A 14,483-nucleotide genomic window follows, 5' to 3' on the forward strand; every position below is an offset into this window, starting at 1 on the left:
GCGGTCGGTTCGTGCGGTGTGGTGGCGACCGTCACACACCCCGGCAGTCGGCGCAGATGAGCTGGCCGTTCACGTTCGCGAGCTCCCGACTCAGGGTGCCGCAGGTCTCGCAGATGCTCCGGTCGGCGTACTCGTATCGGTCGGCCTCGTCCCGGGCGTCGCCGCCGGCGCTGCCCGCACCCATCGAGGTCCCGCCGGCGTTCGAGAACGCGACGTCGTCGGGGGCCTCCTCGCGGGCGGTCCGAGCGCCCGACAGCGACGCCGACGCTGCGATGAGGTCGCGCTCGGAGAGGACGCCGACCAGTTCCCCCTCGCTGGTGGCCGCGACTCTGCGGATGTCCTCGCGGGACATCGTGGCCGCGGCGTCCGAGAGCGCCCGGTCGACGTCGACCGACACCACCGGATCGGACATCACCGCCGACACCGCGACGTCGGCCGGGTCGCGCTCGTCGGCGACCAGTTCGAGCACGTCCGACTCGGTCACGATGCCGACCGGCTGGCTCCCCCTGAGGACGACGACGTAGCCGGCGTCCTCCTCGTCCATCAGCTTCACCGCCCCCAACACGGTGTCCGACTCGCTGACGCCGACGAACTCCCTGGTCATCACGTCCCTGACGGTCACTTCGCCCTCCATGTGCGAGAGATTGGCACAGGCGCGCTAAAAAGTATCCCCGGCAGGCTTAAGCCCGAGTCGGGCGTAGCTTCGAGGTTGCTACGCGCCGTCAGTCGACGACGACCCGGTGGCCGTCCTCGCGACACGCTTCGAGCGCGTGCTTGGCCGCCATCCCGGCCGGCTGGGCGGTGGCCGCGCTTCCCACCCCGACCTTGAGCTCGACCTCGACGGTTCGCTCGACGTGGTCGATGGCGTCCCGGTAGGCGGCCTCGTCGAGGTCCGGGCAGACCGCGATGACGTTGTCCCCGCCGACGAAGAAGGCGAGGCCGTCGTGGGCCCGGCGCAGATATCGCATGAGTTCGGCGTACGCCTGCTCGATGTGGATGAACGAGTCGTAGGCGTTGAGCCGGTCGGTGTACTTGCCGGTGGCGTCGTTCACGTCGAAGTGGGCGAGGTGGACGTCGTGGTCGGTCCGCTCGTCGGCGGCGAGCGTCCCGCCCCGCAGGATTTCGGTCCGGTCGGCCTCTTGGGCGCTCCCGGCGTCCTGGAGGTGGTCGGTCGCGGCCGAGAGCGCGTCGACCGGACTGGGCGCGACGCCGACGCCGAAGCTGACGGTCACGGGGTAGCGGTTGCGGACCGACTCCTGTATCATGGCGTGGTCGGCCTCGTCCATCCCGTTCGTGACCGCGACCATGTTGTCGAACCGGGTGAAGAAGACGTACCCCTCGCGGTTGCCGACGAGTTGCGAGAGGTCGGCGTACAGCCGCGACTGGAGCGTCTGGAGGTCGACCTCCCGGCGCGGTTCCGGCGTCACTGTCCACGGCCCGTAGTTGTCGATCTGGATCAGGGTGACCTGGGCGTTCGTCACTGTTACGCGACGGTTGTCACTGCCACCTTATAAGCCATCCTAATTCCGATAGGAGTTCCAGAAGTGTGAATGGGCGGTCAGTCGGGCCACCACTATTGCCGGAACGGACGAGAATCGGCGAGTAGCCGCCGATTCCCACGAAGCGCTCCCGGTAGGTGACCGAACAGTCGCATTCGACCGTCGGAATTCGAGATAGGGGACATATTCGTCCAAAATATACGGCCGCAGGCAAACGTATTACGGAAGTCTTATCCGTACACCGGGCATTCGAGTTGCAATGGCAGAAGGAAACGTTGACTTCTTCAACGACACTGGCGGCTACGGATTCATCTCGACTGAGGACGCGGACGACGACGTGTTCTTCCACATGGAAGACATCGGCGGCCCGGACCTTGAAGAGGGAACCGACGTAGAGTTTAGCATCGAACAGGCCCCGAAGGGTCCGCGCGCGACGAACCTCACGCGCCTTTAAACAACGCTTTCAGGCCGCCTGACGGCGGATGAACGCGCTTTTCCGTGACACTACGACCGACCAGCGGCGAGCCCGCCGTCGAGTCGGAACGCGCTCGACGACAACTCGCAGCGCTGTGTGTGGCACTTTTGCCGGGGCTCGAAGGACGGTGACGGTGACGGTCGGTAGTGGTGGCTGGAGGCGGCGGGAAACGTCGGTTACGGGAATTGGTAACGGGACGAAGCGACGGAAAGGCGCAGCTCGCTACTGCTTGAGCCGAGGGGAACCGCGACCGCACGGCACAGCGCCGCCACCGCACTGCAACCGCACACCACCGCAACTGCACGCGACCGCGAGCCGCTCACTCCCTGCGGTCGTTTCGGGGGATTCAAACCCCCGTCACGCCTGTACCCTGCCAATGACAATCCCGTCGTTCGTCATCGGCATCGCCGGGGGGACCGGCGCGGGGAAGACGACGGTGGCCCGCGAGATAACCGCCGAGGTCGAGGACTCGGTGACGCGCATCCCGATGGACAACTACTACGAGGATCTGAGCCACCTCGACTTCGAGCAGCGGGCGGCGGCCAACTACGACCACCCGTCGGCGTTCGAGTGGGAACTCCTGCGCGAGCACATGGACGCGCTCCTGTCGGGGCGGACCATCGAGATGCCCCAGTACGACTTCGCCGACCACAACCGCAAGGACGAGACCGTCACGGTCGACCCCACCGACGTCGTGGTTCTGGAGGGCATCTTCGCGCTGTACGACGAGGACGTCAACGAGATGCTCGACGTGCAGGTGTACGTCGAGACCGACGCCGACGTGCGCATCCTCCGGCGCATCGAGCGCGACGTGGTCGAGCGCGGGCGCGACCTCGAAGGCGTGATGGACCAGTACCTCTCGACGGTCAAGCCGATGCACGAGCAGTTCGTCGCGCCCACCAAGAAGCGCGCCGACCTCATCATCCCCGAGGGCGCGAACAGGGTCGCGGTGAACCTGCTCGAAGAGAAGGTCCGCGCGGAAACCTACGCCGATTCGGGCTCGGGGTGGACGCTCGACGAGGCCGGCGTCGAGCACGAGGGGGCCGAGCGCCTCGCGGTCACGGAACCCGGCGTCGGTGACGCCACCGAAACCGAGAGGTGGGACCGCGACGGACCCGCTCGGGACGGCGACGCGAGCGCGTGGGGCGACGAGGACAGCGAGCCGTGGGTCGACGAGCGCGCGCGAGACGACCAATCGCTCGACGACGGAGAGCCGTAGAAGAGCCGGGAGCGCCGGTCAGGCGCTCTTTTTCTCGGGCGACTCGCCCTGCGGGTGGTAGTCCCAGAACCCGCCGGCGCGCATCCCGGCACCTACCGCCTTGTGGAAGTCGACGATGGTCTCGAACTCCTCGCCCTCGACGTACTCGAAGACGTCCGCGACGCTGACCACGCGCCCGGAGTTGATGCGCAGCGGCTCGTCGGCGTGTTCCTCGACGAACTCCTGTTTGGCCAGCGGGAAGTCCTCGTCCTCGTCGAGTCGCTTGGCGAGGATCGCCATGCCGTACTTGCGTCCGCCTTCGCTGCCCTCCTCGCCGTCTGGGTCGTGGGGCCAGTCCATACCCGAAGCGTCGGACGGGTGGAGCAAAAGGATTTCTCCTCGCGGTCGGCCAGCACGGTGCAGTGGCGTGTGGTCGCGGTTGCGGTGCTGTCCGTGTGCTCGCGGCGTGGTTGCGGTCTCATATGCTCGAGCAACAGCTCGCGGCCTCGTTGCTGTCCTCGGCAGTATCACTCGGTTCAGGACGGTCGTTCGATTCGAGGTCGAACTGACAGACGAGCTGCTCGACCCGTCGCTCGCGTCAGAACGACGGTGGGATTGGGATTTGAACCGGAGCCAGACGGCCCGGGATGCTCGCTTCGCTCGCGGCGTTGCCGGTCGCATTTCGAGGCCCCTGGCCTCGCTCGCTGCGCGTCCGGGCTGCGACTGGCAGGGCTCAAATCCCAATCGGAACCGCATTGCTCCGCACCATGACGCGAGTACACGAGGTACTCGCCATTTGTTCGTCGCAGAAGCGGTGGGATTGGGATTTGAACCCAAGAGGCCTTCCGGCCACCTGCTTTCAAGGCAGGCGCAATAGGCCGCTCTGCCATCCCACCGCGCCCGATGCTTGGCCGCGACTCGTCTAAGAACTGTCGGTCTCGATTCGGATTGCCAACCAGCTAAAAGAAGGCGGCACCGCGAGTCAGTTCGTGCGGTGAAGCGTCGGCTCGCCGTCCCCGTCGGGCCGGACGCACAGGCCCCACTCCCGAATCAGTTCGGCGGTGTGTTCGGGCACGGCCAGCCCGGCCGAAATCCGGGCGTCGAGCACCGCGACCAGCGACGCCAGCTCCGGGCCGGTCCCGACGCGGGGCGCTGACGGGAGCAACGCGACCGAGTGGCCCGCGTCGGCCGCGCGCGTCGCCAGCGTCTCGACCTCGGGGACCGCGAACGCGTCCTCGAAGTCGACGGTGTCGGTGAAGCCCGCGTAGTAGGTGCCCCCGCGCTCGCTCGGGCCGAGCACCACCTCGTTGGTCCGGAGCTTCATCGCGGCGCTGTCGACCTCCTTGCGAGTCATGCTCGGCGCGGTGCCGGGGACGACAGCGGCCGAACGAACGCCCTCCTCGTCGAGCAGGTGCGTGACGGTGTTGCCCGCCCGCGCGGCACGGTCGGAGCCGACCTGCACCTCGAAGCGGGCCGCCTCGGGGTCGTCGAGCGCGTCGGCCGCGAGCGCGCGGACCGCGGCTTGGGCGCTCTCCTCCTGGCGGTACGCTTCCGGGAGGCGGTCGTCGGGGCGGTAGTTGACCAGCAGGTCGCCCCCGCTGCGCTCGACCGCGCGGAGCGTGTCCTTCAGCGACGCGGCGTAGAGGTCGGCCGCCTCCGATTCCGAGAGCGGCGACGACGCGGGGAGCTTCGGGACGACGAGCCCCGGCCGCGGCGGGTCGGCGAGGACCGCGATGACTGTCATGCCCGGACCTCGGGCGGCGCGACCCTTGAAGGTTTTACTCCTGGGTGCTCACGGTCCGGGTATGAATCGCCTCACGCCACTCGCTGCACTCGCAGTCGGCGCGACCGCCGCCGGCGCTGTCGGGTCGTTCGTCGGCCTCGCCCGAGCGGTCGCCGGAAACGCCGCCGCGCTCGCGACGGTCGGCCTCGTCGCGCTCGTCGTCGTCAGTCTGGGCGGACTCGGCTCCGCGCCGTCCCGCGCGCTGTCGACGCCTTACTGGGGACGATAACCGCCACGCGGCGAGGCGGTTGGGTCGACGTAACCTGCTCACGTCGGCGTTGCCGGAGCTATAAGAGCGTCTCCGACCAAACGACGGGCGTGATAGACGACAGAGCGTCCGGCGAACTGCGTGCCAAGCGACCGCGCCGAACCGAACGACCATGGACTCGAACGTAGACGCGCTCCCGGCCGAGACTCGAATCGGACGAACCGCCCTCGGGGCGTCGAATCTCGGGGAGATGGTCGAGTTCTACCGGGACGTGGTCGGACTCGGCGTCCTCGACCGCACCGACGCGACGGCGGTCCTCGGCGTCGACGGGACCCCGTTGCTCGTGCTGGACCGCGACTCGGACGCAGGCCGGCGAGACCCGTCGCGGGCGGGGCTGTTCCACACCGCGTTCAGGGTCCCCTCGCGTGGTGCGCTGGGCGACGCCCTGGCTCGGATTCGGGACCGCGCGCGACTCGACGGCGCGTCCGACCACGGCGTCAGCGAGGCGCTGTACCTCACCGACCCGGAGGGAAACGGCGTCGAAATCTACCGGGACTTCCCGCGAGCGGAGTGGCCCCGGAGCGCCGACGGGGGCGTCCGCATGGGCACGTACCGCCTCCACCTCGACCCGCTGGCGGCCGCTGCCACGGGCGAGTCGGCCGCGCCGCCCGGAACCGACGTGGGTCACGTCCACCTCGAAGTGACCTCGCTCGACGCGTTCGAGGAGTTTTACGTCGACCGCCTCGGGTTCGAGCGGCAGGCGGCGGTGCCCGACGCCCTGTTCGTGTCCGCCGGCGGCTATCACCACCACGTCGGCGCGAACACGTGGAACGGTCGCTCGGAACCGACCGGCGACGGTGGGCTGTCGTGGTTCGAGGTCGTCGTCCCGCAAGCGCGGGCGCTCGACGCGATACGGGACCGGCTCTCGGCGAGCCAGTACGCGATGGCCGAGACCGACGACGGCGTCGCCGTCACGGGACCGGACGACATCGAAGTCCGATTTCGGGTCGAGACGTAGCGTCCGCGCAGTAGACGTAGTTTCCGCGTGGCGGTTTCTCGCCGGCGCTTCCGACGCCAACGTTCGCTACCGACCCCGCCGCCCCTTGGTCTGTCGATAATCCCGGTCCATCAGGTCGAGGAAGTGGTCGACGAACGCCTCGCGCTCGTCGTCGGTCGCCTCTCGCGGGTCGGCCATCGGCACGATTTCGAACCCCCGGCCCCGAATCGTGGTGGCGTGGTCGTCAGTCGCGTCGAACGCCTCGGCCGGCGCGGTGGTGTACTCGGCCGCGAGCTCGGTCAGCGCGCGCCCGCCCACCGGGACCAGTATCTCGGGATTTATCATCCGAATCTCGGCGTTGAGGTAGGGTTCGCAGGTCCGGACCTCCTCGTCGGTCGGCGACCGCTCGGGGTGGCGACACCGCGCGAGATAGGTCACGAACGCGTTTTCGAGTTCGGGGTCGGCGGCGCTGGGCAGCGAGTTGTTGAGCCCGAGTTGACCCAGCACGTGCTGGAGCGCCTCCCCGCGCTCGTCGCCGGTGAACGGGACGCCGGTCCGGTCGGCTCCCTCGCCGGGCGCTTCGCCGACGAACAGGAAGTCCGCGCCCACGTCGCCGTAGCCGTGGACGACCTGCTCGCGGGCGTCACACAGCGCCGGGCAGTTCCGGCAGTCGGCGTCCATCCCGAACGGGTTCGAGCGGGTCTGCTGGTTCGCGTCCATCGTCGGGAGCGTGGGGGCCGCGCGGTAAAAACCGGTCGGGAGTCACTCCTCGGCCACGGGGCAGTCGCCCCTCGCCGGGCGGTCTCGTTCGACCGTCCGACCGAGGTAGGGCTCGACTCGCTCGAAGTGCTCGCCGCGAGCGACGCGTTCGCGGTCGTAGGCGGCGAGTCCGAGCGCGGCCAGTTTCGGCAGGTGGACGTCGATGAGCGAGGCGAGGACCCGGTCGCGGTCGACCCGCGTGCGGGCGGCCACCCGGTCGGCGAGGTCGTCGACCGGCAACGGTCCCTCGTCGGCCAGGACCGCGAGCACGCCCCGCCGCCGCCTGTCCGACATCGCCTCGAAGCAGTCGCCGACCGACGGCGTCGCGGCGGTCTCGGCCTCGTTGTCGACGCACTCGATTACGGTGTCGAACAGCGACGCGACCTCGCGGACGACCGTCCGGTCGTGGGCCGTGGGGGCGAGACAGACGTAGCCCACCGCGTCGCGAGCGTCGAGCGCGCGCCGGAACGTCCGGAGGAACTCGACGCCGCGCTCGACGCCGAGGTCGTCGACCACCGCCGTCGCCGAGTCGACGTACGCAACGGTCCGTCCTTCGTCGGGCCACGCGTCGAGATAGCCGGTCGCGGCGTCGCGTATCTCCTCGGCGTCGGTCGGGTCGGCGACGCCGCGTACCGGCCTCCGGGACGCGACGTCGACCGCACTCGTCGACCGCATCACCTCGCCGACGCTGACGACCCCGACGTTCCGGGGACGGCGGTCGATTCGCTCGCCCCACCGCCGGAGAAATCTGGTGGACTGCTCGTGGGTGACCGCGAGGACGTCGTTCGGTCCGTCGGCCGGGAGCAGGTCGAACAGGGGCTCGAACTCCCGGGCCCCGTCCGACGTCCGCCGCAGGACGAGCGTGTGCGGGTTGCCCGCGACGCTGGTCCGCACCAGTCTGGTGTCTTGCACGCTTTCGCCCCCCTACTCGGCGTCTCCGACCGTCTCGTCTACGATTCGGACGTTCCCGTCGCTGCGGACCAGCACGTCCAGTCCGCACACGCGGAAGCTCACCTGCGCGTCGCCCTCGTCGTCGGCGAAGAGGGCGTCGAGGGCGTCCGGGTCGACGCGCTCGGACAGCGGGATGACCGTGTTGGTCGGGTCGATTCCGGCGACCTCCGCTATCGCTTCGATGACCGTGTCGCTGACCGTGGCCGGCCCGTCGGCGTCGTGGGTCGCCCGGTAGACGCCCTGTCGGTCGGACGCCTCCGTGAGTCCCGAACTGTCGGCGATGTCGTTTCCGGTGTTGCTTTTGGACACGTTTCCCGACCTCACGCAATGTTCGGCCCGTAAATGTAATAAATTTACGGCGAATTCGAGCGCGGTCGGCGGGGCGGCCCGAACCGACGACGTAACGGGGCGTTACGCGGTTCCCGGCGGTCGAGAACCGTGGGGCGGCCGCGCCATTTAATCCGCTCGCCGGGTTGCGTTCAGTGGGGGTTTCATGACCGAGCACACGTCTCGCCGCCGCTTTCTGAAGGCGGCGGCAGCGACTGGCGCACTGGCGGGACTGAACGCGACCGTCCTCGCACAGGACGGCGGCGCGGGCGAGCAACTCGTCGTCCTCGACGGCCTGACGCCGGGCTGGCTCGCGTATCGGCTGCCCGGCGGAGCGGAGGCGACCGGGACGGACCAGAACCCGGCGCTCTCGCTACAGGAGGGGACGACCTACACCCTCGTCTGGGTGAACGGGGACGGACAGCCGCACAACTTCGCCATTCAGGACGAACAGGGCGAGAACCTCGAGGTCCTCCGACCACTCGGCATCGACCGGGACACGTACCAGCAGATAAACGGGACCGGGGCGAACGAGAGCGTCTCGCTCGACGTCTCCGAGGGCAACGTCACCGGCGTCTCGGCGGGCAACGAGTCCGGCGGTATGGCCGGTAACGGCACCACGGTCGGCGGGGACGGCGAGTTAGTCGCCCAGACCGAGATTATCAGCGAGGAGGGGGCCGTACAGGCAGTTCAGTTCACCGCGTCGGCCGAGATGGCCAGCTACATCTGTCTCGTCCACCCGAACACGATGGTCGGCGACGTGACGGTCGAGTCGGGCGGCGGTGCCGGGAACGACAGTTCGTAGCTACTCGCCGGGCTCGTTTTTCGGGCTACTCGGGTGGTAGTCGGTGTCGTACTCGCCCGGGCGGTCGTCGGCGCGGTCGGGGTTGAGTCGCCCGCCCAGCAGCATGAAGTCGACCAGCGTCAGCGCCAGCATCGCCTCGACGACGGGGACGCCACGGGGCGGCAGGACGGGGTCGTGGCGACCGATGACCCGCTCTTCGGTCTCCTCGCCGGTCTCCCAGTCGACGGTGGTCTGGGGCTTGGGAATCGAGGTGGGCGCGTGGAGCGTGACCTCGCCGTAGATGGGTTCGCCCGTCGTGATGCCGCCCTGTAGCCCGCCGTGGTCGTTCTCGACGGGTTTCGGGTCGCCGTCCTCGCCGAACTCCCACTCGTCGTTGCGCTCGCTGCCGGCGTACTCGCGGGCGTCGCGGCCGAGTCCGAACTCGAACGCGGTCGAGGCGGGCACGCTCAGCATCGCCTGTCCGAGTCGGGCTTCCACCGAATCGAATCGCGGCGCGCCCAGCCCGCGCGGGACGCCCCGCGCCTCGAAGTAGATGGAGCCGCCGATGGAGTCGCCGTCGTCCTGATACTCGTCGATTCGTTCGCGCATCTTCTCGGCGGTCTCGGGGTGGGCACACCGCACCTCGTTGTCGTCGGCGCGGTCCCGGATCCGCTCGAAGGGGACCTCGGGCGCTTCGACGTCGCCGATCTGGTTGACGTGAGCCGCGAGTTCGACGCCCTCCTCGGCGAGCAGTTTCTTCGCGATGGCTCCGGCCGCGACCCAGTTGACCGTCTCGCGCGCGGACGAGCGCCCGCCGCCGCCCCAGTTGCGCGTGCCGAACTTCGCCGAGTAGGTGAAGTCACCGTGGCTGGGCCGGGGCGCGGTGACGAACGGTTCGTACTTGCCCGAGCGGGCGTCCTTGTTCTCGATGACCATCCCGATGGGCGTGCCGGTGGTGTAGCCGTCCTGCAGGCCGGACTTGATGGAGACGTGGTCGGGTTCGCCCCGACTCGTGGTTATCATCGACTGGCCGGGCTTGCGCCGGTCGAGTTCGCGCTGGACGTCGTCCTCGGAGAGTTCGAGCCCCGCCGGACAGCCCGAGACGGTGACCCCCATCGCCTCGCCGTGGCTCTCGCCGAACGTGGTGACCTGGAACAGGCGTCCGAAGCTGTTGCCGTTCATTAGGCGTGTGTTCAGGGCGGCCCTATTTGAGCCTTTCAGAAGGTGCAAGTGGTCTAGGCGACTGGACGCCGGCTTCGGACGGGAACGGCGAATCGAACGGAAGCTGGTTCGGCACGCCAGTCCGTCTTTCCGATTCGGTGCGCGTTTGTCTGGTTTTCCGGTTGGGCGCGCGTTTGTCTGAGTTTCCGGTTCGGCGCGCGCTGGCGCGACCCTCGTGGTCGCGCCAACTCGTGCGAGGGACGAGCGAAGCGAGGAGGCTGGGGAGGCGTGAGGTTGCGGCGCGGTGGCGGTTGCGGTGCTGTGCGGTCGCGGCGCGGTCACTCATTTGTCGAGGCAGAAGCTAGCTCGAATACGCTCGAATCAGACGAGGATGCCGTCAGAAAGCTAGCTTCTGCCGAGGCCTATGAGTACCCGCACCGCACCCGCACCGCAACGGCAGGCCTCACGCCTCCCCAGCCTCGGGGCGCACGAGAGCGCCCCTCCCTCGCGCGCTTGGGCGCGGCCACTCCGGGCCGCGCCAGCACGCGCCGAAACTGCAGACCGAACGCCGAAACCGCAGACCGAACGCCGAAACCGCAGACCGAACGCCGAAACCGCAGACCGAACGCCGAAACCGCAGACCGAACGCCGAAACCGCAGACCGAACGCCGAAACCGCAGACCGAACGCCGAAACCGCAGACCAATCCCGAAACCACGTCTCACAGATCAATCCCGAAAGCGCTCGTCCGAATCCACGCCCTCCACAAAGCACGAACACCAGAACTTCACCTCACCGGTCCACGGTCGCGCCGAGGTCGTAGAGTACGTCGAAGAAGGTCGGAAACGACACGTCGACGTGTTCGCCGCCCGAGATTACGGTCGGCCCCGAACACGCCAGCGCCGCGACCGACAGCGCCATCACGATGCGGTGGTCGCCCCGACCGTCGACCGCGCCGCCCGTCAGGGTCGATTCTTCACCGACCACGGTGAGGGTGTCGGCGCTCTCGGTCGTCTCCGCGCCGAGGTTGCGAAGCTCCTCGGCCATCGCGGTCACGCGGTCGGTCTCCTTGTACCGGACGTGTTCGCAGTTGACGATGCGGGTCTCGCCGTCCGCCACGGCACCGAGCGCCGCGACGGTCGGCAGCAGGTCGGGCGTGTCGCCCACGTCGACCTCGACGCCCGAGAGGGCTGAGCGCCGGACCGTCAGCACGCCGTCGTCGCGGTTCCAGTCCACGTCCGCACCCATCCGGTCGAGGACGCCGACGATTTTGCTGTCGCCCTGCGCGCTCGGGTACGCACCGCGCACCCGGACCGCCTCGGACCCCTCGGCCGCAATCGCGCCCGCCGCGAGCAGGTACGAGATGGACGAGAAGTCGCCCGGGACGTGGTACTCGCCGTCCGTCGGTTCGTAGAACTGGCCGCCTTCGACGCGGTACACCCCGCCGCCGTCTTCACGACGCTTCCCGGCCTCGACGCCGAACTCGTCGAGCAGTTCGAGGGTGATGTCGACGTACGGCGCGGACTTGAGTTCGGTTTCGAGCGCCACGTCGATTCCCTCGTCGGTGACCGCGCCCGCCATCAGCAGGGCGGTGACGAACTGCGAGGAGACGTCGCCGGGCATCGAGACGCGCCCGCCCGAGGTGGGCCCCTCGATTACGAGGGGAGCCTGTCCGTTCTTGCGCGTGCTTTCGGCCCGCCCGCCGAGGTCCTCGATGGCCGAGAGCAGCGGGCCGTGCGGGCGCGAGCGAAGCGAACTGTCGCCCGTCAGGACCGTCCCGCCGTCGGCGAGCGCGGCGGTCGCGGTCGCCAGTCGCATCGTCGTCCCGCTGTTCGCGCAGTCGATAACGTCGCCGGGGACCTCCGGCCGGCCGTCGAAGCCGTCGACGTCGAGGCGGTCCGATTCGCGGGTTACCTCCCCGCCGAAGGCTTCGACCGCTCGCATCGTGGCCTTCGTGTCGGCGCTCACGAGCGGGTCGTACACCAGCGCGCCGCCCGAGAAGCCGGCGGCGAGGATGGCCCGGTGGGTGTAGCTCTTCGAGGACGGGGCGCGTGCGGTCCCCGAGAGCGTCGATGGCGATATCTCTACGTCCATGGGTCGGGCGAGGGCGTGGGGGCGTATCAGGCTACCGGAGCGGGCGAATCTCGTCGAGGGGGTGTTCGGCTACGGAGCGAGAACTCGGTCGCGGTACGCCAAACAGTACCGGCGGGGGTAGCTTCATTTTCCACGTCGGCGCGCGCTGGCGTCTTGCCGAACGACGTGCGGCACGGCTCGTGGGAGCTTGCCTCCGACGGTGGCGAGCGCGCCGAGGGCTTTAGAGGACCTAGTTGCGGCTCTCGTGTCTGAGAGCAGGCCGAGCGACGACGACACTGTACAGCAGCACGAGGAGGCTGAGTCCGACGACCCCGAACCGAATCGCGGTCGACGGGCGCGTGGAGCCGGAGTCGTTTCGTCCTGTCGACATATCCGGCGGGGCGCGGCCCCGGCCCGAATAGCTTCGGTTCGCGTCGAGTCGGCGACGACGCCAGTCGGGCCCGCGCCCGTCACTCGCCGGGGAGATACACCCGGCCCCGGAAGGAGGCCACCGGGTCGTCGGCCTCGTCGGTCACCGCCACGCGATACGAGGCGGTCCGGCCGCGCTCGTGGACGCGCTCGGCCTCGGCGGTCAGGGTGTCGCCCACCTCGACCGCCTCGAAGTACGAGATGTTGGTCTCCAACGCGAGCGCGGCGTCGCCCTCGGCGTTCGAGGCGGCAGCGAACGCCGCGTCGGCCAGCGAGTAGAGCGCGCCGCCGTGGGGCGTCCCGTGGAAGTTCAGCAGGTCCTCGGTGACGGTCAGCTCGGTCCGAGCGCGGCCCGGCCCGAGGTCGACGAGTTCGATGCCGAGCTTGGCGGCGAAGGGGTCGGCGGCGATGCGTTCGCGGCGGTCGTCGGGAATCTCGGTCATAGGGACCGATTAGCGCGACGGCTATTTATAGCCGGCCGGGTCGGTACTCCCCCGACCGCCCCGGAGCGGAGCGACCGCGTCGTCGAGCGCAGTCGCGTCGCCTCGACCACGCCTTCGCACTCGCCCGTCCGCGGGCCGACTACGCCTGCTTTCGAGCGTACAGGAACACCGCGACCGCGACGACGAACCAGAGCAACGCCCCGACCCGGACGGCGAACGACGCGCGCGCGCCCCACGTCGGCAGCGAGACGCCCGAGAACAGCGCCAGCAGGGCGACTACCGGGCCGCCGCCGGCGACCGTGAGCACGAAGGTCGTCTGCATCACCCACGCGTAGTCGACGCCCTCCGGGTCGTAGGTCTCGACTGGTTCGGGCACGCTTCGAGGTCGTGGGCCTCGGAGCTTAAACGTTGCAGTCTCGGCCGTGCGTCGGTGGGACACGGGAAAGAGTGGACTTCGCCGGGTCGAGGACGGCTGCGGGGTCCCCGGGAACGGGGCAACCGGGAAGACGCGGGGCGGTTCGGCGCTCGAAACGGACGCCCGCGACGTGAGCCTACGCACCCACTTCGTCCAGGAACTCCCGGAGCGCGGCGTTGAACGCCTCGGGCTCCTCCAGCATGGCGAGGTGAGCGGCGTCGGGAATCTCCCGGTATCGGCCGTCCGGAATCCCGTCGGCCAGCCGCTCGTGGTAGTCCGGGGGCGTCAGCTTGTCGTGCTCGCCGACCACCGCCAGAGTCGGCACCGATATCTCGTCGAGCCGGTCGCGCACGTCGAACCTGTGGGAGGTCTCGAAGTCCCGGCGGGTGACCGCCTGTCCCACCTCGCGCATCGTCTCGGTCGAGAGCCGGCGATAGCGGGCGTCGGCGTCGTGGAACAGCCGGTCCGGCCCGTGGAGGAACTCGACCGCGCGGTCGAACTCCTCGGCCAGCCAGCGCCGGAGGTCGGCCAGCACCGGGAGCTTCGGGCCGGTTCCGGCGAGCACGAGCGCGTCGAGTGCGTGGTCGCGTTCGAGCGCGAGCTGGAGCGCGACCGCGCCCCCGAGCGAGTTGCCGACGACTACGCCGGCGTCGGTCTCGGCGGCGACCGCGAGCACGTCGTCGGCGTACGCCGAGAGGGTCTCCCAGCCGGCGGTGGCGTCGACGTCCTCGGAGTCGCCGTGCCCGCTCAGGTCGAGCGCGACGACCGGCCGCTCGCGCGCGAATCGCCCCAGTTGCGCCTTCCACACCTCGTGGGTGCCGCCCGAGCCGTGGACGAACAGTACCGGCGTCCCCTCGCCCCCGCGGTCGGCGACGCGGTAGGTCGTCGTCCGACCGTGGTGTGTGACCTCGTTCATGGGGACCGATTCGTCGGGCCGGACCAAAAAGCTCCCGTCGCGACGCGGGGGCGAACTGCAATTCGA

Annotated in this window: 16 protein-coding genes, 1 tRNA gene and 1 pseudogene; 5 read left to right on the forward strand and 13 right to left on the reverse strand. The window is 69.3% G+C overall.

Going from position 1 to position 14,483, the window contains the following annotated elements; all coding sequences use genetic code 11:
- Positions 1–31: 31 nt before the first annotated feature.
- Both EPL03_RS14335 and EPL03_RS14340 read right to left on the reverse strand, forming a co-directional pair.
- On the reverse strand, positions 32–634 hold the full coding sequence (locus EPL03_RS14335) for a CBS domain-containing protein (RefSeq protein ID WP_135830032.1): 603 nt from the start codon (positions 632–634) through the stop codon (positions 32–34).
- A gap of 88 nt (positions 635–722) precedes the next feature.
- Positions 723–1,481: a GTP cyclohydrolase III gene (locus EPL03_RS14340; RefSeq protein ID WP_135830033.1), complete on the reverse strand. Its 759-nt coding sequence runs from the start codon at positions 1,479–1,481 to the stop codon at positions 723–725.
- Between the two features lie 277 nt (positions 1,482–1,758).
- Here EPL03_RS14340 and EPL03_RS14345 point away from each other — a divergent pair, with 277 nt between their 5' ends.
- Positions 1,759–1,953 carry a cold-shock protein gene (locus tag EPL03_RS14345; RefSeq protein WP_115862948.1) on the forward strand — a complete coding sequence of 65 codons (195 nt, stop codon included), beginning with the start codon at positions 1,759–1,761 and terminating at the stop codon, positions 1,951–1,953.
- A 397-nt stretch (positions 1,954–2,350) separates the two neighbouring features.
- Positions 2,351–2,963 (forward strand): annotated as a pseudogene (gene udk / locus EPL03_RS14350) (uridine kinase); the annotation flags it as partial.
- Positions 2,964–3,211: 248 nt separating this feature from the next.
- On the opposite strand, the gene EPL03_RS14355 reads toward udk, so the two are convergent.
- The 3 genes from EPL03_RS14355 to EPL03_RS14365 form a co-directional block, all read right to left on the reverse strand.
- A complete protein-coding gene (locus tag EPL03_RS14355) occupies positions 3,212–3,532 on the reverse strand; it encodes a DUF5785 family protein (RefSeq protein ID WP_135830034.1) in 321 nt (106 codons plus the stop codon).
- A gap of 452 nt (positions 3,533–3,984) precedes the next feature.
- Positions 3,985–4,068 (reverse strand) — tRNA-Ser (locus tag EPL03_RS14360).
- 86 nt (positions 4,069–4,154) lie between these two features.
- On the reverse strand, positions 4,155–4,916 hold the full coding sequence (locus tag EPL03_RS14365; protein ID WP_135830035.1) for a TIGR04282 family arsenosugar biosynthesis glycosyltransferase: 762 nt from the start codon (positions 4,914–4,916) through the stop codon (positions 4,155–4,157).
- A 61-nt stretch (positions 4,917–4,977) separates the two neighbouring features.
- On the opposite strand from EPL03_RS14365, the gene EPL03_RS14370 reads away from it, so the two are divergent.
- A complete protein-coding gene (locus EPL03_RS14370; RefSeq protein ID WP_135830036.1) occupies positions 4,978–5,184 on the forward strand; it encodes a hypothetical protein in 207 nt (68 codons plus the stop codon).
- A gap of 151 nt (positions 5,185–5,335) precedes the next feature.
- Complete coding sequence (locus tag EPL03_RS14375; RefSeq protein ID WP_135830037.1) at positions 5,336–6,181, forward strand: VOC family protein; 846 nt, start codon at positions 5,336–5,338, stop codon at positions 6,179–6,181.
- 66 nt (positions 6,182–6,247) lie between these two features.
- On the opposite strand, the gene EPL03_RS14380 is transcribed toward EPL03_RS14375, so the two are convergent.
- The 3 genes from EPL03_RS14380 to EPL03_RS14390 are packed head-to-tail and all read right to left on the reverse strand — an operon-like array spanning position 6,248 to position 8,179.
- Positions 6,248–6,880, reverse strand: coding sequence for a uracil-DNA glycosylase (locus tag EPL03_RS14380; protein ID WP_135830038.1), 633 nt, complete (start codon positions 6,878–6,880; stop codon positions 6,248–6,250).
- A gap of 42 nt (positions 6,881–6,922) precedes the next feature.
- Positions 6,923–7,831, reverse strand: a complete 909-nt coding sequence (locus tag EPL03_RS14385; RefSeq protein WP_135830039.1) for a DUF7504 family protein — start codon at positions 7,829–7,831, stop codon at positions 6,923–6,925.
- A gap of 12 nt (positions 7,832–7,843) precedes the next feature.
- Entirely contained in the window at positions 7,844–8,179 is a 336-nt protein-coding gene (locus EPL03_RS14390) for a HalOD1 output domain-containing protein (protein ID WP_210425007.1), read from the reverse strand.
- Positions 8,180–8,363: 184 nt separating this feature from the next.
- Between EPL03_RS14390 and EPL03_RS14395 the strand changes: the two genes are divergently transcribed.
- Entirely contained in the window at positions 8,364–9,002 is a 639-nt protein-coding gene (locus EPL03_RS14395) for a twin-arginine translocation signal domain-containing protein (protein ID WP_135830040.1), read from the forward strand.
- Here the strand turns inward: EPL03_RS14395 and aroC are convergent, their stop codons facing one another.
- From aroC to EPL03_RS14420, 5 genes are all read right to left on the reverse strand, one after another.
- On the reverse strand, positions 9,003–10,163 hold the full coding sequence (gene aroC, locus EPL03_RS14400; RefSeq protein ID WP_135830041.1) for a chorismate synthase: 1,161 nt from the start codon (positions 10,161–10,163) through the stop codon (positions 9,003–9,005).
- A gap of 770 nt (positions 10,164–10,933) precedes the next feature.
- On the reverse strand, positions 10,934–12,235 hold the full coding sequence (gene aroA, locus EPL03_RS14405) for a 3-phosphoshikimate 1-carboxyvinyltransferase (protein WP_135830042.1): 1,302 nt from the start codon (positions 12,233–12,235) through the stop codon (positions 10,934–10,936).
- A 449-nt stretch (positions 12,236–12,684) separates the two neighbouring features.
- Positions 12,685–13,086: a hydroxyphenylacetyl-CoA thioesterase PaaI gene (gene paaI, locus EPL03_RS14410; RefSeq protein ID WP_135830043.1), complete on the reverse strand. Its 402-nt coding sequence runs from the start codon at positions 13,084–13,086 to the stop codon at positions 12,685–12,687.
- A gap of 139 nt (positions 13,087–13,225) precedes the next feature.
- Positions 13,226–13,462: a DUF5822 domain-containing protein gene (locus tag EPL03_RS14415; protein ID WP_135830044.1), complete on the reverse strand. Its 237-nt coding sequence runs from the start codon at positions 13,460–13,462 to the stop codon at positions 13,226–13,228.
- A gap of 175 nt (positions 13,463–13,637) precedes the next feature.
- Positions 13,638–14,417, reverse strand: a complete 780-nt coding sequence (locus EPL03_RS14420) for an alpha/beta fold hydrolase (RefSeq protein ID WP_135830045.1) — start codon at positions 14,415–14,417, stop codon at positions 13,638–13,640.
- Positions 14,418–14,483: the final 66 nt, after the last annotated feature.

It is taken from the genome of Halorussus halobius (assembly GCF_004765805.1).
GTDB classification, from domain to species: domain Archaea; phylum Halobacteriota; class Halobacteria; order Halobacteriales; family Haladaptataceae; genus Halorussus; species Halorussus halobius.

Bases quoted from the DNA above. Each gene is read 5' to 3' on its own strand.
- EPL03_RS14335 (WP_135830032.1), bottom strand. From the start codon at position 634: ATGGAGGGCGAAGTGACCGTCAGGGACGTGATGACCAGGGAGTTCGTC.
- EPL03_RS14345 (WP_115862948.1), top strand. From the start codon at position 1,759: ATGGCAGAAGGAAACGTTGACTTCTTCAACGACACTGGCGGCTACGGA.
- EPL03_RS14355 (WP_135830034.1), bottom strand. From the start codon at position 3,532: ATGGACTGGCCCCACGACCCAGACGGCGAGGAGGGCAGCGAAGGCGGA.
- EPL03_RS14365 (WP_135830035.1), bottom strand. From the start codon at position 4,916: ATGACAGTCATCGCGGTCCTCGCCGACCCGCCGCGGCCGGGGCTCGTC.
- EPL03_RS14370 (WP_135830036.1), top strand. From the start codon at position 4,978: ATGAATCGCCTCACGCCACTCGCTGCACTCGCAGTCGGCGCGACCGCC.
- EPL03_RS14375 (WP_135830037.1), top strand. From the start codon at position 5,336: ATGGACTCGAACGTAGACGCGCTCCCGGCCGAGACTCGAATCGGACGA.
- EPL03_RS14380 (WP_135830038.1), bottom strand. From the start codon at position 6,880: ATGGACGCGAACCAGCAGACCCGCTCGAACCCGTTCGGGATGGACGCC.
- EPL03_RS14395 (WP_135830040.1), top strand. From the start codon at position 8,364: ATGACCGAGCACACGTCTCGCCGCCGCTTTCTGAAGGCGGCGGCAGCG.
- aroC (WP_135830041.1), bottom strand. From the start codon at position 10,163: ATGAACGGCAACAGCTTCGGACGCCTGTTCCAGGTCACCACGTTCGGC.
- aroA (WP_135830042.1), bottom strand. From the start codon at position 12,235: ATGGACGTAGAGATATCGCCATCGACGCTCTCGGGGACCGCACGCGCC.
- paaI (WP_135830043.1), bottom strand. From the start codon at position 13,086: ATGACCGAGATTCCCGACGACCGCCGCGAACGCATCGCCGCCGACCCC.
- EPL03_RS14420 (WP_135830045.1), bottom strand. From the start codon at position 14,417: ATGAACGAGGTCACACACCACGGTCGGACGACGACCTACCGCGTCGCC.